This is a genomic window from Amycolatopsis orientalis DSM 40040 = KCTC 9412, from assembly GCF_000478275.1.
GTDB lineage: Bacteria > Actinomycetota > Actinomycetes > Mycobacteriales > Pseudonocardiaceae > Amycolatopsis > Amycolatopsis orientalis.
In genome coordinates, this window is record NZ_ASJB01000069.1 from 26,626 (window position 1) to 48,750 (window position 22,125).

20 protein-coding genes are annotated in these 22,125 nt (G+C 68.2%); 12 read left to right on the plus strand and 8 right to left on the minus strand.

All coding sequences use genetic code 11. The features are described 5' to 3' along the window. Nucleotides 1-87 precede the first annotated feature (87 nt). Genes L324_RS24440 through L324_RS24475 form a run of 8 tightly spaced genes read left to right on the plus strand, consistent with a single transcriptional unit; the run spans nucleotide 88 to nucleotide 10,104 of the window. On the plus strand, nucleotides 88-1,392 hold the full coding sequence (locus L324_RS24440) for an amino acid deaminase (protein WP_037313157.1): 1,305 nt from the start codon (nucleotides 88-90) through the stop codon (nucleotides 1,390-1,392). 33 nt (nucleotides 1,393-1,425) lie between these two features. Next, nucleotides 1,426-3,021 (plus strand): N-acyl-D-amino-acid deacylase family protein, encoded by a 1,596-nt coding sequence (locus L324_RS24445; protein WP_037313160.1) that lies wholly within the window; start codon nucleotides 1,426-1,428, stop codon nucleotides 3,019-3,021. After that, complete coding sequence (locus L324_RS24450) at nucleotides 3,018-4,406, plus strand: GntP family permease (RefSeq protein WP_037313162.1); 1,389 nt, start codon at nucleotides 3,018-3,020, stop codon at nucleotides 4,404-4,406. The genes L324_RS24445 and L324_RS24450 overlap by 4 nt, the downstream gene beginning before the upstream one ends. A 27-nt stretch (nucleotides 4,407-4,433) precedes the next feature. Further along, a complete protein-coding gene (locus L324_RS24455; RefSeq protein WP_037313165.1) occupies nucleotides 4,434-5,564 on the plus strand; it encodes a lactonase family protein in 1,131 nt (376 codons plus the stop codon). Nucleotides 5,565-5,576: 12 nt separating this feature from the next. Continuing rightward, entirely contained in the window at nucleotides 5,577-6,860 is a 1,284-nt protein-coding gene (locus L324_RS24460) for an extracellular solute-binding protein (RefSeq protein ID WP_037313167.1), read from the plus strand. Between the two features lie 4 nt (nucleotides 6,861-6,864). Next, nucleotides 6,865-7,824 carry a carbohydrate ABC transporter permease gene (locus L324_RS24465; protein ID WP_037313169.1) on the plus strand — a complete coding sequence of 320 codons (960 nt, stop codon included), beginning with the start codon at nucleotides 6,865-6,867 and terminating at the stop codon, nucleotides 7,822-7,824. After that, entirely contained in the window at nucleotides 7,815-8,696 is an 882-nt protein-coding gene (locus L324_RS24470; RefSeq protein WP_037313171.1) for a carbohydrate ABC transporter permease, read from the plus strand. Before L324_RS24465 ends, L324_RS24470 begins: the two co-directional genes overlap by 10 nt. A 1-nt stretch (nucleotide 8,697) precedes the next feature. Next, the gene (locus L324_RS24475; RefSeq protein ID WP_152546984.1) at nucleotides 8,698-10,104 is read left to right on the plus strand and encodes a beta-N-acetylhexosaminidase; all 1,407 of its coding nucleotides are present in this window, start codon (nucleotides 8,698-8,700) and stop codon (nucleotides 10,102-10,104) included. A 350-nt stretch (nucleotides 10,105-10,454) separates the two neighbouring features. Here the strand turns inward: L324_RS24475 and L324_RS24480 are convergent, their stop codons facing one another. Beyond that, nucleotides 10,455-11,573 (minus strand): DUF5005 domain-containing protein, encoded by a 1,119-nt coding sequence (locus L324_RS24480; protein WP_051174080.1) that lies wholly within the window; start codon nucleotides 11,571-11,573, stop codon nucleotides 10,455-10,457. Between the two features lie 67 nt (nucleotides 11,574-11,640). Between L324_RS24480 and L324_RS24485 the strand changes: the two genes are divergently transcribed. Further along, nucleotides 11,641-12,894, plus strand: a complete 1,254-nt coding sequence (locus L324_RS24485; protein ID WP_037313174.1) for a choice-of-anchor Q domain-containing protein — start codon at nucleotides 11,641-11,643, stop codon at nucleotides 12,892-12,894. A 54-nt stretch (nucleotides 12,895-12,948) separates the two neighbouring features. Here the strand turns inward: L324_RS24485 and L324_RS24490 are convergent, their stop codons facing one another. The 5 genes from L324_RS24490 to L324_RS24510 all read right to left on the minus strand — a co-directional run bounded on the left by L324_RS24490 (nucleotide 12,949) and on the right by L324_RS24510 (nucleotide 17,319). Further along, nucleotides 12,949-13,497: a snapalysin family zinc-dependent metalloprotease gene (locus L324_RS24490; protein ID WP_037313177.1), complete on the minus strand. Its 549-nt coding sequence runs from the start codon at nucleotides 13,495-13,497 to the stop codon at nucleotides 12,949-12,951. 162 nt (nucleotides 13,498-13,659) lie between these two features. After that, nucleotides 13,660-14,610 (minus strand): alcohol dehydrogenase catalytic domain-containing protein, encoded by a 951-nt coding sequence (locus tag L324_RS24495; protein ID WP_037313180.1) that lies wholly within the window; start codon nucleotides 14,608-14,610, stop codon nucleotides 13,660-13,662. Nucleotides 14,611-14,628: 18 nt separating this feature from the next. Beyond that, the gene (locus L324_RS24500; RefSeq protein ID WP_037313182.1) at nucleotides 14,629-14,994 is read right to left on the minus strand and encodes a MerR family transcriptional regulator; all 366 of its coding nucleotides are present in this window, start codon (nucleotides 14,992-14,994) and stop codon (nucleotides 14,629-14,631) included. Nucleotides 14,995-15,031: 37 nt separating this feature from the next. After that, a complete protein-coding gene (locus L324_RS24505) occupies nucleotides 15,032-15,700 on the minus strand; it encodes a response regulator (protein WP_037313185.1) in 669 nt (222 codons plus the stop codon). After that, nucleotides 15,697-17,319, minus strand: a complete 1,623-nt coding sequence (locus L324_RS24510; protein WP_037313187.1) for an ATP-binding protein — start codon at nucleotides 17,317-17,319, stop codon at nucleotides 15,697-15,699. The genes L324_RS24505 and L324_RS24510 overlap by 4 nt, the downstream gene beginning before the upstream one ends. A 204-nt stretch (nucleotides 17,320-17,523) precedes the next feature. Between L324_RS24510 and L324_RS24515 the strand changes: the two genes are divergently transcribed. Continuing rightward, complete coding sequence (locus L324_RS24515) at nucleotides 17,524-18,846, plus strand: cation:dicarboxylate symporter family transporter (RefSeq protein ID WP_037313189.1); 1,323 nt, start codon at nucleotides 17,524-17,526, stop codon at nucleotides 18,844-18,846. A 23-nt stretch (nucleotides 18,847-18,869) separates the two neighbouring features. Next, nucleotides 18,870-19,508 (plus strand): DUF6000 family protein, encoded by a 639-nt coding sequence (locus L324_RS24520; RefSeq protein ID WP_235783637.1) that lies wholly within the window; start codon nucleotides 18,870-18,872, stop codon nucleotides 19,506-19,508. Here the strand turns inward: L324_RS24520 and L324_RS24525 are convergent. Next, on the minus strand, nucleotides 19,498-19,899 hold the full coding sequence (locus tag L324_RS24525; RefSeq protein ID WP_037313195.1) for a winged helix-turn-helix transcriptional regulator: 402 nt from the start codon (nucleotides 19,897-19,899) through the stop codon (nucleotides 19,498-19,500). The two genes, L324_RS24520 and L324_RS24525, sit on opposite strands and share 11 nt — an antisense overlap. A gap of 115 nt (nucleotides 19,900-20,014) precedes the next feature. Here L324_RS24525 and L324_RS24530 point away from each other — a divergent pair, with 115 nt between their 5' ends. Then, the gene (locus L324_RS24530; RefSeq protein ID WP_037313196.1) at nucleotides 20,015-21,433 is read left to right on the plus strand and encodes an MFS transporter; all 1,419 of its coding nucleotides are present in this window, start codon (nucleotides 20,015-20,017) and stop codon (nucleotides 21,431-21,433) included. Here the strand turns inward: L324_RS24530 and L324_RS24535 are convergent. Next, a complete protein-coding gene (locus L324_RS24535) occupies nucleotides 21,403-22,122 on the minus strand; it encodes a carbon-nitrogen hydrolase family protein (protein WP_235783638.1) in 720 nt (239 codons plus the stop codon). The two genes, L324_RS24530 and L324_RS24535, sit on opposite strands and share 31 nt — an antisense overlap. Between the last annotated feature and the right edge of the window lie 3 nt (nucleotides 22,123-22,125).

Below are 22,125 nucleotides of genomic sequence, written 5' to 3' on the forward strand. Positions count from 1 at the left end.
CGTTGACCGTTAGCGGACCGGATGCTACACCTATCCCACGCAATATGCGCAACGTCCGTTGCAACATACGCAACCGAGGTGAACCTCATGTTCCAAGCCGGCACCATCGATTCCGCCGCGGTCGCGGCCATCCGGGAGGAACGCGTCGACTGGCGCTTCCGCTCGGTGGCGCCTTCGCTGTCCGGGCTCACGATCGGCGAAGCCGCCGCCCGCGGCGCGAAGCTGTTCGACGACGGCTTCCTCGGCCCGTTCGTGGTCCTCGACGAAGAGGCCGTCGAACACAACCTCCGCACGATGGCGGGCTGGTGCGCCGAACGCGGGGTCGCGCTGGCCCCGCACGGCAAGACGACGATGGCGCCGCAGCTGTTCGAGCGGCAGCTGAAGCACGGTTCCTGGGGCATCACCTGCGCGAACGCCGGACATCTGCGGATCTACCGGGCGTTCGGGGTCTCCCGAATCCTGCTGGCGAACCAGCTGCTCGACCCGTCCGGCCTGAAGTGGCTCGCCGCGGAGCTGGACTCCGACGACGACTTCGAGTTCGTCTGCTGGGTCGACTCGGTCCGCGGTGTCGAGCTGATGACCGAGGCCCTGCGTGGTGCCCGCCGCAAGGTGGACGTCCTGGTCGAACTCGGCGCCGAGGGCGGCCGCACCGGTGTCCGCGACACCGAGACCGCGCTCGCCGTCGCCGAGGCCGCGCACGCGAGCCCGGCCCTGCGGCTGCGGGGTTCCGGCGGCTACGAAGGCGCGCTTTCCCACCACACCGACGAAAAGTCGCTCCAGCTGATCAGCTCCTATGTGGACGGTCTGCGCGAACTGGTCTTCGCGTTCGCCGAAAAAGGGCTACTCGACGACGCCGGCCAGATCATCGTCACCGGTGGCGGCAGCGCCTACTTCGACCGCGTCGCCGACGAGCTCACCAAGGACTGGGGCGACCTGGACGTCCTGCCGATCCTGCGCAGCGGCGCCTACGTGACCCACGACGACGGCTTCTACCGGGTCATCTCGCCGCTCGGCGAACATCCGCGCATCGGCGGCGTCGCCTCCTTCCGTCCCGCGCTGCGCGCCTGGGCCCAGGTGACGTCGAAGCCGACGGACGAACTCGCGCTGCTCACCATCGGCAAACGCGACGCGTCCTTCGACGAAGGCATGCCCGAGCCGCGCCTGATCCGCAAGGGCGACGGGCCGCCGTCCGCGCTCGAAGGTCATTCCATCCAGAAGATGAACGACCAGCACGCCTTCCTCACGTTGCCCGCGTCGTCGCCGGTCGAGGTCGGCGACTGGATCGCGCTCGGCCTGTCGCATCCGTGCACCGTGTTCGACAAATGGCCCCTCATCCCGGTCGTCGGCCCCGACGGCGAGACCGTGCTCGATTTCGTCCGCACCCATTTCTGATCCGTCCTCCACCGCCGCAGAGGAAGAATCACCATGGACATCGTTGTCCGCTCCGCACTGGTCGCCGACGGCACCGGGGATCCGCTCACCAGGCACGACGTGGGCATCTCCGACGGCCGGATCGCCAGTGTCGCCGAACCCGGCTCGCTCGCGGGCCGCCGCACCATCGACGCCGACGGACTCGTGCTCGCGCCCGGGTTCATCGACATGCATTCGCATTCCGATCTCCAGCTGCTCGCGAACCCGGACCACCTCGCGAAGCTCTCGCAGGGCGTCACGACCGAGGTCCTCGGGCAGGACGGGCTCTCGTACGCGCCCGTGAACGACGACGTCCTCGCGTCGCTGCGCCAGCAGCTCGCCGGATGGAACGACGACCCGGCAGGCTTCGACTGGAACTGGCGCTCGGTCGGGGAATACCTCGACCGGCTCGACGCCGGGGTCGCGGTCAACGCCGCCTACCTGGTGCCGCAGGGCACCGTCCGGATGCTCACCGTCGGCTGGGAAGACCGGCCCGCGACCGAGGCCGAGATGAACGCGATGAAGGAACTCATCGCGACCGGGCTGGCCGAGGGCGCCATGGGCATGTCGTCCGGGCTCACCTACACGCCCGGCATGTACGCCACCACCGAGGAACTCGTCGAGCTGTGCCGGGTCGTCGGGGAGAACGGCGGTTTCTACAGCCCGCACCACCGCAGTTACGGCAAGGGCGCGCTGGAGGCGTTCGGCGAGATGGTCGACGTCTCCCGCCGGTCGGGCTGCCCGCTCCACCTCGCGCACGCCACGATGAACTTCTCGGTGAACAAGGGCAGGGCACCCCAGCTGCTGGAGCTGCTCGACCAGGCGCTCGACGACGGCTGCGACATCTCGCTGGACACCTATCCCTATCTTCCCGGCGCCACTTACCTTTCCGCGCTGCTGCCGAGCTGGTCGACCGAAGGCGGCCTCGACGCCACCCTGGCGCGGCTGTCCGATGTGGACACCCGTGAGCGGATCCGCGCCGAGATCGAGGAGACCGGCTCCGACGGCGCTCACGGGGTGCCGATCGACTGGGACGCCATCGAGATCAACGGCGTCCGGCGGGACGAGAACTCCCACCTCGTCGGACATTCCGTCGCCGCTTCGGCCCGGCGGGCCGGGAAACCGGCCGCGGACCTGTACTTCGACGTCCTGCTCTCGGAAAAGCTCGGCACCTCCTGCCTGATGCACGTCGGGCACGAGGAGAACGTCCAGGCGATCATGCGCCACCGCACGCACACCGGTGGCAGCGACGGACTTCTCGTCGGAGCCCGGCCGCATCCCCGCGCGTGGGGCACGTTCCCGCGTTATCTCGCCCGCTACGTCCGCGAACTCGGCGTTCTCGACCTCGCCGAATGCGTCGCCCACCTCACCGGCCGTGCCGCGAAACGCCTGCGGCTGACCGATCGGGGTCTCGTCCGCGCCGGATACGCGGCGGACCTCGTGCTGTTCGACCCGGAAACCGTCGCCGACACCGCCACGTTCGACGAACCGCGGCAGCAGGCCGCCGGTATCCCCCATGTCTTCGTCAACGGTGTCGCCGCCATCGACGATGGTCAACCGACCGGCGCCCTCGCCGGCCATTCACTGCGCAACCCCGGGAGTGTCCGATGATCGATTGGCTCCAACATTCGACGGGAGGTCTCCTGACCCTCGCCGCCGTCTCGATCGCGGTGTTGCTGTTCCTCATCATCAAGGTCAAACTCGAGCCCTTCATCGCGCTGATCGTGGTCGGCCTGCTGACCGCGCTGGCCGCGGGACTGCCGGTCGGCCAGATCGTCGGTTCCGCGCAGAAGGCGTCGGACTCCCTGCTGGAAAAGGGGTTCGGCGGGATCCTCGGGCATATCGCCGCGATCATCGGTCTCGGCACCATTCTCGGGTCCATTTTGGAGCGTTCCGGTGGGGCGAAGGTGCTCACCGGCGCGCTGCTGCGTGCCATCGGTGAGAAGCGGGCCCCGCTGGCGATGGGTCTCGCGGGATTCGTCTTCGGCATCCCGGTCTTCTTCGACATCGGCATCTTCGTGCTGGCACCGCTGGTCTACGTCGCCGCCAAACAGGGCGGCCGTTCGCTGGTGCTGTACGCGCTGCCGTTGCTCGCCGGTCTTTCCATCACGCACGCGTTCCTCCCGCCGCACCCCGGCCCGGTGGCCGCGGCCGGCCTGCTGCACGTGGAACTCGGCTGGATCATCCTGATGGGCCTGGTCTGCGGTATCCCGGCGTTCCTCGTCGGCGGCGTCGCGTACTCGACCTGGATCGGCAAACGCGTCGACGTCGAGGTCCCCGCGGAATTCCTGGTCGCCGAGGAAGAGGGCGAAAAGGAGGAGAATCCGCCGTCGCTCCGCCTGGTGCTGGCGATCATCGCGGTCCCGCTGGTGCTGATCCTCGCCGGGACCTTCGGCAGCATCTGGCTGCCCAAGAACTCCGCGCCCGCCGGTGTGGCCGCGTTCATCGGTACCCCGGCGGTGGCGCTGACGATCTCGGTACTGCTCGCGTCGTGGCTGCTGGGCCTGCGCCGCGGTCTGACGGGTAAAGACTTGAGCGAGCTTTCCGCGAAGTCGCTTCGCCCGGTCGCGATGATCCTGCTGGTGGTCGGTGCGGGCGCGTTCTTCGGTGCCGTGCTGTCCGCCACCGGTATCGGCAAGGCCGTCGCGGGATCGCTGGACAACGCCGGCCTGCCGGTCATCCTCGCCGCGTACGTGATCAGTTGCGGGATGCGGATCGCGCAGGGCTCGGCGACCGTCGCGATCGTGACCACGAGCGGCATCGTCGCGCCGACGGTGGCGACGCTGGGCTATTCCCAGATCCAGCTCGCGCTGCTGGTAGTCGCGATCTCGGCCGGGTCGATCATCGCCTCGCACGTGAACGATGGCGGGTTCTGGATCATCTCGCGGTACTTCAACATGACCGTGCCGCAGACCCTGAAAACCTGGACCATCCTGGAAACCGTCCTTTCCGTTTCCGGTTTCGGCGTGGCAGCATTGCTCATGGCAGTGGTTTAAACCACCCGACATCTGGGAGAAATCACGATGACCGGACTCGATCGACGCACCTTCCTCGGCGCCGTCGGAGCGGCTGGACTCACCACCGTTCTCGGTTCCCAGCTCGCGAACGCTTCCGAACAGACCTGCGGACCGAAGGGAACCGGGGCCATCTACGTCAGCAGTTACACCAGTTCCGGGCACGGGCTCGATGTCGCTCACCGGGACGCGGCGACCAACGCGCTCGTCGTCGACCGGACCATCCCGGGGATCAGCAACGCCTCCTGGTTCGACATCAGCGCCGACCGCAAGACGCTGTATGTGACCAATGAGGACGAGAACGGCCAGATCTCCGCGCTGAGCCTCACCGATCCGGCGAAACCGAAGCTCCTCAACAAGAAGTCGGCGAAGGGCAAGCACCCGACGCATCTGAGCGTCCACTCGAGCCAGAAGTACGTGCTGGCCGCGAACTACAGCAGCGGCAGCGTCGTCGTCCTGCCGATCCTCGCGGGCGGGAAACTCGGCGACGTCGTCGATCTGGCCCAGCACAAGGGCGCCGAACGTGACGCGCACGCCCATCAGGTGGTCAACGATCCCACCGGCAAATGGGTGCTCGCGGTCGACCTCGGCGCGGATTCGGTCTACGTCTACAAACTCGACGTCGCGACCGGGAAGCTCAAGCTGAACCAGCAGCTGAAGCTCCCGTCGGGCGCGGGACCCCGTCACCTCACTTTCCATCCGAACGGCAAATACGCCTACATCCTCGGCGAACTCCGGGCCGAGGTGACCGTCGCGGCCTGGAATCCGGTCACCGGGAAGCTGACCGCCGGCCAGGTCGTCCCGGCCGTCCCGGCGGGCACGCCCGGCGCGCAGTATCCCGGCGAGATCACCATCTCCAAGGACGGAAGGTTCGTCTACGCGTCCGTGCGCGGTTCCGACACGATCGCGTCGTTCGGCGTCGGCGAGGACGGGAAGTCCTTGAAACTACTGGGGAACGCGCCCGTCGGCGGCGTGTACCCACGGCACATCACGCTGGACCCGGCCGAGCGCTGGTTCTACGTCTCGAGCGACAAGTCCGGCACGCTCAGCTGGCTGCCGCGCGATCCCGACACCGGTCTCCCTGGCGCCGTCGCCGGGAAACTGGCGCTCGCCCAGGTCAATTCCGTCTTTTTCACCTAAGGAGAAACTCCCATGAGAACTCGCGTCCTCATCGCGGGCCTCGCGGCGACCGGCCTCGTCGCGGGCTGCGCGCCGGCCCAGAACACCCCCGCCGCGAGCGGGGGTGACGAGAAGTCCGGCACGGTCCGGGTCTGGCTGTTCGACGAAGCCAACCGCGCGCCCAAGGAGGCCGCGGTCAAGGAGGCGATCGCCGAGTTCAAGGCGGCGCATTCCGGGGTCGAGGTCGACGTCCAGTGGATCCCGGTGGAAGGCCGCGCGGACAAGTTCTCCGGCGCCTTCAACGATCCGGCCAGCGCGCCGGACGTCGCCGAGTTCGGCAACACCGACGTCTCCAGCTACGCCGCCACCGGCGCGCTGGCCGACCTGACCGGCGATCTCTCGTCGTGGAAGGAAGGCGCCGACATCCTCCCGGCGGTACTGGAGACGGCGAAATCCGGCGGCAAGACCTACGGGCTGCCCTGGTTCACCGGCATCCGCGCGTTGTACTACCGCACGGACCTCTTCACCGAACTCGGCCTCAAGCCGCCCGCGACGCTGGCGGAGCTGACCGAGACCGCGAGGACCATCCGCGCCAGGAAGCCGGAGCTGTACGGCATCTCCGTCGGTGGCAAGTACACCTACGCGATGTTGCCGTTCGTCTGGGCGAACGGTGGCGAGATCGCGAAGCAGGACGGCGGCAAGTGGAAGTCAACTATGGACTCCGAACAGGCCAAGGCCGGGGTGACGGCGTACGCGAACCTGCTGAAGGCGGACATCTGCCCGCCGGAGCAGTGCGCCAACCTCACCGGGACGCAGAGCATCACGGCCTTCGCCGGCGGCAAGGCGGGGATGTCGATCGGTGGCGACTTCAACCGCAAGGCCGTCGAAGCCGGTCAGGTCAAGGGGAAGTACGCGATCATCCCGATCCCGGGCACCGAGGCGGGCAAGATCGCCCCGGCGTTCGCGGGCGGCAACCTGCTCGGCGTGTTCAACGCGACCAAGCGTAAGAGTCTCGCGGTCGAGTTCACCGAACTGCTCGGTGGCGCCAAGTACCAGGAGAAGATGTACACCGCCATGGGCAACCTGCCGACGCTCGCCAGTGTCCAGCAGAAGGTCGCCGCGAGCGACCCGTCGGTCAAGCCGTTCGTCGACACGCTCACCGCGGGCACGAAGTTCGTCCCCGCCACCGCGGCGTGGTCGAAGATCGACGCGCAGAACGTGCTGCCGACCGCGATCCAGCAGATCGCGACCGGTGGCAAGGATCCGGCGGCCGCGCTGGCCACCGCGACCGCCGAGATGAACAAGGCGTTCGGCTGATCCCATGGTGATCAAGGAAATCCCGCGCACCGCGGCCTCGCCCGCCCCGGCCCGGCGGTCACCCCGCCGTCGCCGGGACGGGCGGGCCGCGCTGCTCTACCTGGCACCCGGCGGCATCCTGCTGCTGGCGATGCTGGTCTACCCGATCTACCAGCTCGTCCTGATCTCGTTCTACGACTACGGCCAGCCGCAGGCCGTCGGCAACGCTCCGCTGGTGTTCCTCGGCTTCGGCAACTACGTCGAACTGCTGGAGAACGTCCAGTTCTGGGAAGTGCTGGCCAAGACCCTCGGTTTCACCGCGGTCTGCGTCATCGGCAGTCTCGCGCTCGGGACGGGGCTCGCCGTGCTGGCGACCCGGGTCCGGGCCTGGGCGCGGGTCCCGCTGTTCCTGGCGGCGCTGGCCGCGTGGGCGACACCGGCGATGGCGGGCTCGTACGTCTGGCTGTTCCTGTTCGACGCCGACTTCGGCCTGGTCAACGAGGTGCTTTCGGGCCTCGGGTTCACCGGCATGGCGAACCACTCGTGGACCTTCGACACCTACAGCACGTTCGGCCTGGTGGCCGCCGAGGTCATCTGGTGCTCGTTCCCGTTCGTCATGGTGACGATGTACGCGGGGCTCAAGGGCGTGCCGGAGGAGGTCATCGAGGCCGCGTACCTCGACGGCGCGTCGACCTGGCGCACCACCTGGTCGATCACCCTGCCGATGGTGCGGCCGCTGCTGACCATCGCCACGATCCAGTCGATCATCTGGGACTTCAAGATCTTCACCCAGATCTACGTGATGACCAACGGCGGCGGCGTGGCCGGGCGCAACCTCGTGCTCAACGTCTTCGCCTATCAACAGGCCTTCGCCGGACAGGAATACGGTCTCGGCGCGGCACTCGGAGTCGTGATGACCTTGCTGCTGCTGTCCATCACCGGGTTGTACGTCCGGTCGCAACGCCGGAGCGCGGGATGGGTGTGATCACGGCTCCCGCCCGGAGCGCCCGCCGGGTCAAACGGCCCGGCAGGCTGATCGCCGAGATCATCTGCGTGGTGATCGCGGGGATGGTCGCGTTCCCGGTGTACTGGATGGTGCTTTCGGCGTTCAAACCCACCGGGCAGATCCAGGCGGAGAACCCGCGCCCCTGGACGCTCACGCCGACGCTGGAGCATTTCGAACGGGTGCTCAGCGGCGAGGGCTTCGCGATGTTCTTCCTGAACAGCGTGATCGTGGCGGTCGTGGTGGTGGCGTTGTCGCTGCTGCTGTCATTCCTCTCGGCGGTGGCGCTGACCCGGTTCAACTTCAAGGGCAAGACCGTCCTGCTGGTGATGGTGCTGGTGGCCCAGATGGTGCCGGTGGAGGCGCTGACCATCCCGCTGTTCTTCCTGATGCGCTCGGTCGGCGACGTCGCTCCGGCGTTCGGCACCAACCACCTCGGCTCGCTGATCCTGGTGCACCTGGCGTTCAGCCTGCCGTTCGCGATCTGGATGTTGCGCGGCTTCGTCGCCGCGGTGCCGCAGGAACTGGAAGAGGCGTCGAAGATCGACGGGGCGAGCCGCATGCGGTTCACCTGGCAGATCCTCTTCCCGCTGGTGGCACCCGGGCTGGTGGCGATCAGTGTGCTGGCGTTCATCCACGCCTGGAACGACTTCCTGTTCGCCAAGACGTTCATCATCTCCAACACCGAGAATCAGACGCTCCCGCTGGCGATTCTCGTGTTCTTCAAACCGGAGGACACCGACTGGGGCGCGGTGATGGCGGGTTCGACCCTGATGACCATCCCCGTGCTGGTGTTCTTCATCCTTGTCCAACGACGACTCGTGTCCGTCATGGGCGGCGCGGTGAAGGGCTGACATGCCGGGATTCGAAACGCTCCTCCCCCGTCCCGTCTCGGTGGAACCGCTGCCGGGAGAATGCCCGGTACCGTCCGAAGTGGACGTCCGCGTGGCGGCCGGGCTGCCCGCCGAGGGCTACCGGCTGGAGATCGACCCCTCCGGTGTGACCCTGCACGTGGCCGACGCGGCGGGCGAGTTCTACGGCCGTCAGACGCTCCGGCAGCTCATCGGGCCGGACGCGTTCCGGGCCGCGTCCCTCCACAACGGACGGAAGATGATCCCGTGCGGTGCGGTCACCGACCATCCGCGGTTCGGTTGGCGCGGCTGTCTGCTCGACGTGGCAAGGCATTTCCGGACCAAGGCCGAGGTATTCCGGTTCATCGACCTGATCGCCGCGCACAAGCTCAACGTGCTCAACCTGCATCTGACCGACGACCAGGGCTGGCGGATCGAGATCCCCGAGTTCCCGAGGCTGACCGAGGTCGGCGGCTGGCGGAAGTCGTCCATGGTCGGGCGGCACGACGGACCGGAACGCGACGGGCGTCCGCACGGCGGGTTCTACACGACCGATGATCTCCGCGAGATCGTCGCCTACGCCGCCGCGCGTGCGGTGACGGTCGTCCCGGAGGTCGACATCCCCGGTCACGCGCGGGCCGCGATCGCCGCCTATCCCGAACTCGGGCCGGAAACCGCCGAACCATGGGAGGTCTGGACGAGCTGGGGCATCAGCACTTCACTGCTGAACACGGAGAAGTCCACAGTGGACTTCTTCAAGGGTGTCTTCGACCACGTGCTGAAGATCTTCCCTTCGGAGGTCATCGCCCTAGGCGGCGACGAGGTGCCCGGCGCGACCGAGGACCACGGCCGGTTCGTCCGCGAGATCGCGCGGCACCTGGTGGACCGAGGCCGTCGTCCGCTCGGCTGGGACGAGGTGCTGGAAGCGGGCGACCTGCCGCCGATGGTCATCGGCTCGTGGCAGAGCGAGGCGGCCGGGGCGCGGGCGGCGGCCGCCGGGCACGACGTCGTCATGTGCCCCGAGGACCACGTGTACCTGGACCACCGGCAGTCCGACCACCTCGACGAGCCGATCCCCGTCGGCTACCTGAGGACCTTGGAGGACTTCTACGGCTACGAGCCGGTGCCCGCCGATTTCCCGGCCGGGAAGTCGATTCTCGGTACCCAGGCGCAGGTCTGGTCGGAGCATCTCGACACCGTGCGGCGGGTGGACTACGCCGCCTTCCCGCGGCTGTGCGCGTTCGCCGAGGTGGCGTGGAGCAGCCCGGAGGGGCGGGACTACGCGGAATTCCTGCCGCGGCTGCGGGATCACCATCTGCCGCGGCTGGACGCGCTGGGCGTCGAGTACCGGCCGCTCGACGGGCCGCTTCCCTGGCAGACGCGGCCGGGAGTCCCGGGACGGCCTCGGTAGAAGTTGTGCCGCGCGGGCGGCTTGGTTTCCACGCCTTACCGCTCATTCCGGTGTGCCTTCCTTGCGCTTGGGTACCGGAAGGGGGCCATCATGGAGTGATGAGTGATCAGTCCGGGGTGGTGCGCCCTGGGCAGGGTGGGGTTTTCGTGGCCTGGGGTGTCCTGAAGGCCCCCTTTCGGACGTGGAACGTCTCGAAGGTTCCCTTCAGAACGGGATCTGGGCCCGTGTTTCGGAGCCGGTGTCCCCAATGCGGCATTGGAGACCTTGAACGTCTCCAATGCCACATTGGAGACACATTTGCCCTACCCCTCTTCCGGAAGGAAGTTCCTCCGCATCTCGCCGACCACGAGCTACCGGCCGACTCCTACTGCGAACAGGCCTACGATCTGCGCCCATGGTTCGGCCGGCGTTGACGGCGGCCAGTCCACCTCGACGAAGCGCGGCCGGTAGATCCGCACGTCCTCGAAGTTGTCACCGTGGTCCAGGCTGTTCACGTTGTACGACACCACAAGCTTCCCCGGACGGCTCAGCTGCGGATGCGCCGTCGCGTCGTAGACGATCCGCCGGTCGCTCGCTTCGGGTGCCCGGTAAAGAACCCGCGGCTCCCCGAACGGCCCGGTCGGCGAACTCGCGGTGTAGCCGAGCATCACCGGGCTGAAGCCGGGGCTGGTGTCCATGGTGATCAGCACGTACTCGCCACCGACGCGGGTCACCGAGAACGCGGTCCCGATCCCGGACAGCATCCGGGCGGAATCCTCCTCGTGCGGCGACCAGCCCGAGCCGGTCCAGAACCGCCACGGCCCGCGAAGGCCACCAGCGGGCACCCTGGCGAGCCGAAGCCGGCCCTGTTCGGCGCCGTAGATATAGGTGTATCCACCGTCTTCGAGCAGTTCCGAACCCCAGGCGACGCGCTCGCTGACCGGGATGACCAGCAGCTCGGACGGCGTCAGCGCGGGCAACCGGAAGGTGGCCAGCGACGTCCCGGCGCTCTTGAAGTCGAGTCCGCCGGATCCGGTGGTCCGGTACCGGTTGTAGAGCACCCGCAGGACGTCGCCTTCGACCACGCCGTCGCCGACCCAGTAATGCTCGGGCGAGCCCACGGGCCCGATCAGTGCCTTCGGGTCCTCAGCGGTACCGCCGTGCAGTGTCTCCCCGAGGGTGCCGTCGCGTTCCTGGACGACCAGGGTGTTGCGGGCGATCGGGCTGTCCGGCGGGCGGCTGTGGTCCGGGTTCACCTGGCCCAGGAAAGTGTCCGAGAAGAGCCACGCGGTGCGTCCGTCCGGCAGCGGGACCGACACCGTGCGGTCGCCGCCGGTCCAGTGACCGCCCTGATCGCCGTAGGTGTTCCAAAGCTCGTTCAGCCCGGTCTCGGGAATCACCGGCCGCGGCACAGGCGCGACCCCGCTGCTCGCCAGCACCGCACTGAGCAGCAGCGCGGCCGGTACGAGAATCCGCGACGCCCGGCGCATCGGATCATGCTAGAGCGGCGGACGTCTTTGTACGAGCCTTGTGCGGACGCCGGTTAGCTTCCGTGGGATGTCCTGGAAACTGCTTTCCGTGAGCGTGCTCGCCGCTGTCGCGTGCACCGGGTTCACGACGGCCGAAGCCGCTTCGAAGACTTACTACGTCGACCAAGTCGCCGGCAGCGACACCGCGAGCGGCACCTCGCAACAGACGCCGTGGAAATCATTGGCGAAGGTCTCCGCCACCACGTTCGCGGCGGGCGACACCGTTCTGCTGCGCCGCGGCGGAGCCTGGTCGGGCGGCCTCACCGTCAAGGGCTCGGGCGTCACGATCGGCGCGTACGGCACCGGCGCCCGCCCCATCGTCAAGGGCAACACCGAAGCCTGCGTGGACCTGCCCGGAAACGACAACGTCGTCCAGGATCTGCAGATCGGTGTCGCCGCCGACGCCGGTCGCTGCTCGTGGGCCGGGGTGAAGGTGACCGGAGACCGCAACAAGGTGCTGTCGAACCTGATCACCGGCGCCGGAGCGGGCGTGTACCTCGCGCCGTCGGCGGATCGCACCGAGGTCACCCAGAACGACCTCGTCGACAACAACCACATGACCGTCGTGACCCCGGGCGGCAACGACGACTCCGGCGCGTTCGCCGTGCTGGTCCAGGGCAACGACTCCGACATCGGCTGGAACCGGATCAGCGGCTCGATCGCGAAGGCCGACGACTTCGGTGGCCTCGACGGCGCCGCGGTCGAGATCTTCTACGGATCCCGCAACGTCGTCCACCACAACATCTCCGAGGACAACGAGACCTTCACCGAACTCGGCACGGACACCAAGGATCCCGACGGCGTCTCGACCGGCAATGTCTTCGAGTACAACGCCGTCTTCGGCGCCAAGACGCGCGGCGGGATCATCACGCGCGGGGCCGCGGACGGCAACGGCCCGGTCCTCGGCACCGTGTTCCGCAACAACTCTCTCCAGCTCAGCAACGCCGAGTCGGAGGGTTTCGTCTGCTACGGCGGCTGCACGAACCAGATGCTGAGGATGACGCAGAACGTCGTCCAGGCGGCGTACAAGGTCGGTTACGCGGACTCGACCTTCACCGCCACCGACCACAACGTCTACTTCGGCGGGCTCCGGCAGTTCACGGCGGGCGCGACGGACAAGGTGGCCGATCCGAAGTACACCTCGGCCACGAACCTGATCCTGCGGTCGGGCAGCCCGGCGATCGACCTCGGCACCACGAAATACGCCGACCGTGACGTCGACGGGAACGTCGTGTACGCCGGTGCCCGGGTGGACGCGGGCGCTTACGAGTTCTCGGGTTAGAAAATCTCGTGAGTGGTAATGACGGTTAGAACCGTCATTACCACTCACGAGGAATCAGTTGTAGATGCGCTGCATGGTGCCGGCCGCGAGGAACCCGTTGGCCCACAGCGAGTTGACCTTCGACACCTCGGTGGCGTTCGGCTTCGCGTTGGTGCAGGACGGGCCGGGGCCACCACCGGACATCAGCTCGGAGCACGGACCCTCGTAGTGGTCCGGCAGGCCGAGCGCGTGGCCGGTCTCGTGCGCGGCGATCCGCGTCTGGTCGTACTCCTTCGCCTGGGTGTAGTCGATGAAGATGGTGCCGCGGCCGTGACCGTCGGTCTGGGCGTACGAACCCGACGGGTCGTTGCCTTCGGTGTAGCGCAGGGTGGCCCCCGACGAGCTCTCCTGCAGCTTCACGTTGGACACCGAGTTGTTCCAGTTCGCCGCGCCCGCCTGGATGGCGGCACGGAAGCTGGGCGCTTCCGAGGCGTCGTAGTAGACCGTGGTCACCGCCGCGGCCTGCTGAGCAGGCTGGACCGCGGCCGTGGCCTGACCGGCGGTCACCGGGACGGCGAGCAGCGCCAAGCTCACGGACGCGGAGACGAAGAACTTCCTTGCCATGGACCCACTCCTTGTGAGGACAACGGAATGGTTCGTGAATCTAGGAGCGGAACCCGCTGGTGGGCACCGACTTTCGTCGCTTCCGACGGCTGGTGATTTACCAACACTTTCGTCCTATTGACATGCACACGTTCGCATACGACGATGTTCGGCCGGACCCGTTCAGGGCCGCAGCACCAGCTTGCCCGAGGTGGTCCGCGCCTCCAGTTCCGCGAGCACCCGGGGCCCGTCCGCGAGGTCGTGGACCGTCGGCGTTCCCGGCGCGCAGACACCGACAGCGACAAGCTCGCGCAGCTCGTCCATCAGATCCGCGAAGATCCCCGGCGCGTGTTCGATCAGGACACCGAGGTGCAGGCCGATCAGGTGGATCTGGTGCCGGAAGTTCAGTTCGCGGTTGGTGATCGCGGCTTCTCCCCCGGCGACGCCGTAGACCACGACCCGTCCGGTGACCCGTTTGGCGGCGGCGAGGCTCGCGGAGAAAGTCGCCCCGCCGACGGACTCGAGAACGAGATCCACCACGCCGGGATCCTCTCCGTAGCCGAGAACGCGATCGGCGCCCAGCGTCCGCACCAGGTCGTGCTTGCCCGGCGACGCGGTGCCGATGACGGTCGCGCCGTAATGCTTCGCCAGCCGGACCGCGGCCTGGCCGACCCCGCCCGCCGCCGCCTGCACCAACACGGTCTCCCCGGCGGCCAGCCGCCCGAGCGGTTTGAGCGCGGCGAGCGCGGTGGCCCAGTTCAGCAGCAAGCCGGATGCCTGTTCGTCCGACCAGCCCTCCGGCACCGGGACCACGCCGGCCGCGGGCATGACCATGTACTCGGCGAAGGCCCCGCCACCGGTTCCGACGACGTGGTCGCCGAGCGCGACTCCGGTCACCGCCTCCCCCAGGCCGACGATCTCCCCCGCGGCCTCGAAGCCTGCGATGTACGGCGCCTTCGGACCGCCTTCGTAGGTGCCCCGGGTTTGCATGACGTCGGCGAAGTTGACGCCCGCCGCGGTGACCTTCAGCAGGATTTCGCCTGGTCCCGGCACCGGAACGGACGCGTCGGTGATCAGGTGGAGATCTTCAGGACCGTTCGCGGAGTCCTGTCGCAACGCGCGCATCGAAGTCATGGCCGCACGCTAAAACCCTCACGTTTGCGTCAGGGTCAAGTCGCGCAGGTAAGCGTCGAGGGCGTCGCGATTGCGGGTCATGAGCGCGATCCGCCGGTCGAGCACTTCCCGCTGCCGCGCGACCTCGCCGATCATGTACTCGCACGGCGCCTTCGGCCGGACTTCCCCCGGCCCGTCGAGGTACGGGAGGACTTCGCGGATCAGCCTGACCGGCAGACCGGCGTCGAGCATCCCGCGGATCTGCAGCACCGCCTCGACCGAGCCTGGACAGAAGTCGCGGTAGCCATTGCCCTCGCGGCCCGGGCTGATCAAGCCCTCTTCCTCGTAATAGCGCAGCGCGCGGACACTGACCCCGGTCCTCCGGGCGAGTTCCCCGATCTTCACCCTGTTCAAGGTAACCCGTGCGCCGCGGTATAGGTCGTTATACGGTTTTCGGTTTGTACCAGACCTCGGGGCGGCCGACCTGGCCGTAGCGGGGTTCGCGCTGGGCGAGGCCGTTGTCGGCGAGGTATTCGAGGTAGCGCCGCGCGGTGACCCGGGAGGCGCCGATCGCGGTCGCGGCCGCCCCGGCGGACAGGCCGTCCGCGGCCGAAGCGAGGACTTCGGTGATGGCCTCGAGGGTCTGCGCGCTCATCCCCTTCGGCAGCGACTGCCGCTCGGTGGTGCGCAGGGTGCCGAGCGCCCGGTCGATCTCGGCCTGTCCGGTGACCTCTCCCGACGCGCCGTGGAACTCCGCGTAGCGCTCCAGTTTTTCCCGCAGAGAGGCGAAAGTGAACGGTTTGAGCAGGTACTGCACCACCCCGACGGACACCGCGGCCTTGACCAGCGCCAGATCCCGCGCCGAGGTCACCGCGATGACATCGATCGGGAGACCGGCCGCGCGCAGCGACCGGCAGACCGCGAGGCCGTGTGTGTCGGGGAGATAGAAGTCCAGCAGCACCAGGTCGACCGGCTCGCGTTCGCAGAACCGCAGCGCGTCGGCGCCGGAGTGGACGACACCCGCCACGGTGAAGCCGGGCATCCGCTCGACGTACACCCGGTGAGCGTCGGCGGCCACCGGTTCGTCCTCGACGACCAGGACCTTGATCATCGTGTCGGCTCCTTCGGCGGCTGCGGCGCCTTCAGTGGCAAGCGCACGGTGAACACCGCGCCCTCGTCGCGGCCGACGTCGATCGTCCCACTGTGCCGCCGCACCGCCTGACCCACCAGTGCCAGGCCGAGCCCGTGGCCGTCCTCGGGTTTGGTGGACCAGCCGCGCCGGAAGACGTCCTCGACGTCGTCCACGCCGGGCCCGGTGTCGGCGACTCGCAGCAGCAACTCCTCGGCGTCCGAGCGCACGGTCACCTCGACGCCGGGTCGCCCGCCGCTACCGGCGTTGCCCGCCGCGGCGTCGATCCCGTTGTCGATCAGATTGCCGAGGATGGTCACCAGATCGCGCGGCGGGACACCGGTGTCCGAATCCTCCATGACGGTGTCGGGCGTGATCGTGAACTCGACGCCGCGCTCGCTCGCCTCCGCCGCCTTGCCCAGCAGCAACGCCGCGAGCACCGGTTCGGCGACCGCGCCGACCACCCGGTCGGTGAGTTCCTGCGCCAGCGCGAGTTCCTCGGTCGCGAACTCGACGGCCTGTTCGGGACGGCCGATCTCGACCAGCGAAACGACCGTGTGGAGCCGGTTCGCCGCCTCGTGCGCCTGGGAGCGCAGCGCTTCCGCCAGTCCGCGCACGGTGGTCAGCTCACCGGTCAGCGCCTGGAGTTCCGTGTGGTCGCGCAGGATCACGACGGTGCCCATCGCCTTTCCGCGCGAGCGCACCGGCGCCGTGCTGACGACGAGCACCCTGGCCTCGGTGAGATGGAGTTCGTCGGTGCGCTCCTCCCCCGAGGTGAACATCTCGACGAGGTCTTCCGGAATGTCCAATGCGGACAGTTCCCGGCCGACCGGATCACCGTCGACGCCGAGCAGCGCGCGAGCGCCGTCGTTGCACAGCACCACCCGCCCGTCACCGCCGACGAGCAGCAGGCCTTCGCGCACCGAATGCAGCACGGCTTCGTGGTATTCGAACAGGTTGCTCAGTTCCTCGGGCGCGATCCCCCTGGTCTGCCGCCGGAGCCGGGCGCTGACCAGATAGCTGCCGATCCCGCCGACCACCAGGACGGCCGCCGCGACCCCGATCAGCGGCCACAGGCGTTCCCGGAGTTCGGCGTCGATCATTTCGACGGTGATGCCGACCGACACCAGCGCGACGACCTGCCCGGCGGCCCCGCGCACCGGGACCACGACGCGTTCGGACGGGCCGAGCGAACCGGCGTAGGTCTCGACGACCTTGCCGCCGCGTTGCGCCTCGCCGATGTTCCCGATGAACGGCTGCCCGATCAGCGCCGGATTCGGGTGTGTGTAGCGGATGCCGTTCTTGTCCATGATGGTCACGAAGTCCACGTCCGTATCCGCGCGGACACTCTGCGCGAACGGCTGCAGTGTCCGGGTCGGCTCCGAAGTGGACAGCGCGGCCAGTACCCCTGGCGCGTCCGCGACGGCTTCGGCGACCGCGGTCACCTTGTCCCGCGCGCGGTCTTCGGTGGCGCGGACGGAATCGAGGTAGGCGAAGGTCAACCCGGCCGCGACGAGCACGAAAAGCACGACGAGCTGGAGAATCAGCAGCTGGCGGGCGAGACTGCCACGCCTGGTCCGGGTCCGCGTCGTCGAGGGCACCCGCTCATACCAGCACACCGGCGGACCGGCCGCTCGCACCGCATGGCCGGAATTCCCCTAAAGGCACTCGCGCGAACTCAATGAACACAACCGTGACCCAGCTCACCTGGCCGGGTGATAGTGACCGGCAATCCCGGACACCATCCTGAGCTGGAGGCAAAGGTGCCTACAACGCCCGACGCGGCGCCGCGTCGCCGAGACAAAATGCATTACCTGTACCTGGCCGTGATCGCGGCGGTGGTCCTCGGCGTCATCGTCGGGTTCGCCGCTCCGGGTGTGGCCAAGGAGCTCAAGCCGCTCGGCACGGGCTTCGTCAACCTGATCAAGATGATGATCTCCCCCATCATCTTCTGCACCATCGTGCTCGGTATCGGATCGGTGGCGAAGGCCGCGAAGGTCGGCAAGGTCGGGCTGCTGTCGCTCGGCTACTTCCTGATGATGTCGACGTTCGCGCTCGCGATCGGTCTCATCGTCGGCAACCTCCTGCACCCGGGCGCCGGGCTGCACCTCGACCCGGCGGCCGCTGCGAAGGCACACAAGCAGGCCGAGGGCGGCGAAGGCACCGTCGACTTCCTGATGAGCATCATCCCCACCAGCTTCGGTTCCGCCTTCACCGAAGGCCAGGTGCTGCAGACGCTGCTGGTCGCGCTGCTCGCCGGATTCGCCGTGCAGAAGCTGGGCACCAAGGGCGAGCCGATCCGCCGCGGCATCGAGCACATCCAGCGGCTCGTGTTCCGGATCCTCGCCATGATCATGTGGGCCGCCCCGGTGGGCGCGTTCGGCGCGATCGCGGCGGTGGTCGGCGAAACCGGCTGGGGCGCGCTGCGCAGCCTCGCCGTCATCATGATCGGCTTCTACCTGACCTGCCTGGTGTTCGTGTTCGGCGTGCTCGGCTCCGTCCTGTGGCTCGGCGCCAGGATCAACATCTTCACCCTGCTCCGCTACCTCGGCCGCGAATTCCTGCTGATCCTGTCGACCTCGTCGTCCGAATCGGCCCTGCCGCGCCTGATCGCGAAGATGGAGCACCTCGGTGTCTCCAAGCCGGTCGTCGGCATCACCGTGCCCACCGGGTACTCGTTCAACCTCGACGGCACGGCCATCTACCTGACCATGGCGACGCTGTTCATCGCCACGGCGCAGGACCAGCCGCTGGGCGTCGGCGAGCAGATCTCCTTGCTGCTGTTCATGATCATCGCGTCGAAGGGCGCGGCGGGCGTCAGCGGCGCCGGGATCGCCACCCTCGCCGGCGGGCTCCAGTCGCACCGGCCGGAACTCGTCGACGGCGTCGGGTTCATCCTCGGCATCGACCGGTTCATGTCCGAAGCCCGCGCGCTGACCAACTTCGCGGGCAACGCCGTCGCGACCGTCCTGGTCGGAACGTGGACCAAGGAGTTCGACCGCGACCGGGCCAACCTGGTCTTCAGCGGCCAGGCCCCGTTCGACGAAGCCACCCTGATCGACGATCACGCCTCGGGCCCCCACGAGGACCGTGACGAAGACAGGGAGAAAGCCGTGGCACGCGTTTAGCCGTCGGCGAGAAGGAAACCGCGGTGCGAGGGTCCCCCGTCCTCGCACCGCGGTTCCTCGTTTCCGGGAAACTCACGGGTATGCCGGACGCCATCGACCGCTACGTGATCTCGCGGTACTCGAAGCTGCTGCACGGCAACTTCGACGGGATGATGCGCGGCCCCGAACGCGAGGTCTTCCTGCGCGACCTGGCCGAGGACGCCGCGCGGATCACCGACGAGGAACTGGCGTTCCTGTTCGACCACGGCTGGCGGGAACGGATCACCGCCGCGTGGCTGATCGGCACCGATCGGCGCACCGCCTGGCGCGGGCGGATCCGGGAACTGTTCCTGGAAAGCGACCTGGTCTTCGCCGGCCAGGGTTACTGTTTCGCGCTCGCCCGGTTCGGCACCTTCGCCGACGCCGAGATCCTCGTGTCCTATCTGGACCACTACCTCGCGCGGCCGGAGCTGCGCTACGACCAGGCGTGGGCGCTCGCCGCCCTGCACCACATCGACGCCGACCTCACCACCGCGTACACGTCCCGCTACCTGCGGCCGGGCGGCCTGTGGGAAAGCTGGTCGGCGGAGAACAGCACGGACCTGGCGTTCCAGAAGTGGCATTTCGACCTGCTGTGCTCACACGTCCAGCGGGCCGTGCACGCGGTGGCCGTCAGGCGCTGACCTTCTCGTCGTAGACGACGCGGGAGGCCGCGATCGAGTCCCGGTGGCGTTCCGCCCAGTGCAGCAGGCCGCTCAGCGACGCGTACAGCTCCTTCGCCATCGCTGTCGCCTCGTACTCCACCTTCGGCGGCACGGTCGGGTAGACGGTGCGGACGAGCAGGCCGTCGCGTTCGAGGTTGCGCAACGTCAGCGTGAGCATCCGCCTGCTGATCCCCTCCACCGACCGCTCCAGCTCGGTGAACCGCACGGGACCGCGCGTGGCCTCCAGCAGGATGCCGATCGCCCACTTCCCGCTGATCCGGTTGATCACCTCGAGCACGGTGCACACCTCGAGTTTTTCGGGATCGACGACCCTGGCCTGCGCGGTCACATCGGTGTTCCCCTGGGACATGAAAGTGCCTCCTTCCGGCAGGGAACAGAGTCACACAAGATGAGCGCTGTAACAAGTGATGCACCAAGGCATCACCTGGGGAAATTCTCCACGGAATTCACAGAGGGGTCCCTCCATGCCTCGACGCGCTCTCGCTCTCGCCGTACTCACCGCCGTTTCGCTGATGGTCGTCCTCGACGGTTCGATCGTCGCCGTCGCGCTACCCGCGATCCAGAACGACCTCGGCTTCACCTCGTCCTCGCTCGCCTGGGTGGTCAACGCCTACTTGATCGCCTTCGCCGGGCTCCTGCTGCTGTCCGGCAGACTGGGCGACCTGCTCGGCCGAAAACGGGTGTTCCTCACCGGGCTCGGTGTTTTCACCCTCGCTTCGCTGCTTTCCGGTATCGCCCAGGACCAGACCCAGCTCATCGCGTTCCGCTTCCTGCAGGGCGCGGGCGGCGCACTCGCTTCGGCCGTCGTACTCGGCATGATCACCACGCTCTACCCGGAACCGCGGGCGCGAGCGAAGGCCATCGGCGTCTACAGCTTCACCCAGGCCGCGGGATCATCCATCGGGCTCATCGCGGGCGGCACGCTCACCCAGCTGCTCGACTGGCACTGGACCTTCTTCGTCAACCTGCCGATCGGCGTGGTCGCGCTGGTGATGGCCGTCCGGCTGCTCGAAACCGACCGCGGCGCGGGACTCCGCGGCGGCACCGACGTCATCGGTGCCGGACTGGTCACCGGCGGCCTGATGCTGCTGGTCTACACGATCGTCAAGGCCGAGGAGTACACCTGGGCCGACGCCCGCACCCTCGGCCTGCTCGCCGTGTCGCTGCTGTTGCTCGCCGGGTTCGTGCTCCGGCAGGCGAAGACCAGCGAGCCGTTGCTGCCGCTGCGGATCTTCCGCGTCCGGGCGGTGTCCGGGGCGAACACGGTGATGGTCCTGATGGTCGCCGGGCTGTTCGGTTTCCAGTTCATCACCGCGCTCTACCTCCAGCGGGTCCTGCAACTCGACGCGCTGAGCACCGGGTTCGCCTTCCTGCCCGCGCCGGTCTCGATCGCGGTGATGTCGCTGGTCTTCGCCGAGAAGCTGAACCACCGGTTCGGGGCGCGGACGGTGCTCGTCACCGGGCTTTCGCTGGTCGCACTGGCACTCGGCTTCCTCGCCACGGTCGAAGCGGACGGGAACTACGCGACGGACGTCCTGCCCGCCCTCGTCCTGATGGGCGTCGGATTCGGCGCGGCGATGCCCGCGCTGATGGGGCAGGCGATGTCCGGCACCTCGCCCGCCGACGCCGGGGTCGCTTCGGGTCTGATCAACACCACGCAGCAGATCGGCGCCGCGGTCGGTACCGCGATCCTCGCGACCGCCGCCGCGTCCCGGACGGGATCACTGCTGGCGGAAGGCGTTTCCGCGCCCGAAGCGTTGACCAGCGGCTACCGGACCGCGTACGCGCTGAGCGCCGGACTGCTCGCTCTCGCCGTCTTCGTCGCGGCCGTGGCCCTGCGCGGGCGCGCGCCTCAGGAAGCCTCCCCGGTGATGGTCGCGTAGGCCCATTCGGAGAGTTCGCCGCCGAGACGCACCTCGGCGGCGCCTCCGGGTTTCCAGACCCCGCTGCCGCCGAACGCGGCCATGCCGCCGGTCTTGCCGGAATACTGGGAAAGCACCACCCACATCCCGTGGCCCGCCGCAACGCCGACCTGGTCGAGCAACCGGTCTTCCTGTCCCTCACTGAAAAGCGCGCTGAGGACGTAGACCTCGGCCCCGGCCTCGGCGAGTTCCCTGGGGTGCTCCGGATCGGCGGCGTCGAGACAGATCGCCAGGCCGAGCCGCCTGCCGCCGACCTCGATGATCACCTGCCGCTCACCGGCGTCGAACAGCTCTTCCTCACTGTTGTGCAGGTTCCGTTTCGCATACGTGGCAACGGTCTCCCCGGCCGGGCCGAGGACGAGCGAACCGATGTACCGCCGGCCGTCCTCCAGGAGCGGGAGCCCGATGACGGTGTGCACCGCGCTGGCCCGGCAAGCCTCACGGAGCGGCTCGAGACGCGGATCGTCCGGCGTCAGCCAGAGCCCGTCGTCGGCGGCGATCGCCTCGAATTCGAGACCGGTCAAGGAAAGTTCGGGGAAGACGCAGAGATCGGCGTCCGCGATCCGCAGCAGCCTCGCGTGTTCGGCGATGTTCGCGGAAAGGTCGGCGGGAACGGTGAACGGCTGCACGGTGGCGACACGCAACGTCATACC

Coding starts and splice junctions, on each gene's coding strand:
- L324_RS24440 (WP_037313157.1), top strand. CDS start 88: ATGTTCCAAGCCGGCACCATCGATTCCGCCGCGGTCGCGGCCATCCGG.
- L324_RS24445 (WP_037313160.1), top strand. CDS start 1,426: ATGGACATCGTTGTCCGCTCCGCACTGGTCGCCGACGGCACCGGGGAT.
- L324_RS24450 (WP_037313162.1), top strand. CDS start 3,018: ATGATCGATTGGCTCCAACATTCGACGGGAGGTCTCCTGACCCTCGCC.
- L324_RS24455 (WP_037313165.1), top strand. CDS start 4,434: ATGACCGGACTCGATCGACGCACCTTCCTCGGCGCCGTCGGAGCGGCT.
- L324_RS24460 (WP_037313167.1), top strand. CDS start 5,577: ATGAGAACTCGCGTCCTCATCGCGGGCCTCGCGGCGACCGGCCTCGTC.
- L324_RS24465 (WP_037313169.1), top strand. CDS start 6,865: ATGGTGATCAAGGAAATCCCGCGCACCGCGGCCTCGCCCGCCCCGGCC.
- L324_RS24470 (WP_037313171.1), top strand. CDS start 7,815: ATGGGTGTGATCACGGCTCCCGCCCGGAGCGCCCGCCGGGTCAAACGG.
- L324_RS24475 (WP_152546984.1), top strand. CDS start 8,698: ATGCCGGGATTCGAAACGCTCCTCCCCCGTCCCGTCTCGGTGGAACCG.
- L324_RS24480 (WP_051174080.1), bottom strand. CDS start 11,573: ATGCGCCGGGCGTCGCGGATTCTCGTACCGGCCGCGCTGCTGCTCAGT.
- L324_RS24485 (WP_037313174.1), top strand. CDS start 11,641: ATGTCCTGGAAACTGCTTTCCGTGAGCGTGCTCGCCGCTGTCGCGTGC.
- L324_RS24490 (WP_037313177.1), bottom strand. CDS start 13,497: ATGGCAAGGAAGTTCTTCGTCTCCGCGTCCGTGAGCTTGGCGCTGCTC.
- L324_RS24495 (WP_037313180.1), bottom strand. CDS start 14,610: ATGACTTCGATGCGCGCGTTGCGACAGGACTCCGCGAACGGTCCTGAA.
- L324_RS24505 (WP_037313185.1), bottom strand. CDS start 15,700: ATGATCAAGGTCCTGGTCGTCGAGGACGAACCGGTGGCCGCCGACGCT.
- L324_RS24515 (WP_037313189.1), top strand. CDS start 17,524: ATGCATTACCTGTACCTGGCCGTGATCGCGGCGGTGGTCCTCGGCGTC.
- L324_RS24525 (WP_037313195.1), bottom strand. CDS start 19,899: ATGTCCCAGGGGAACACCGATGTGACCGCGCAGGCCAGGGTCGTCGAT.
- L324_RS24530 (WP_037313196.1), top strand. CDS start 20,015: ATGCCTCGACGCGCTCTCGCTCTCGCCGTACTCACCGCCGTTTCGCTG.
- L324_RS24535 (WP_235783638.1), bottom strand. CDS start 22,122: ATGACGTTGCGTGTCGCCACCGTGCAGCCGTTCACCGTTCCCGCCGAC.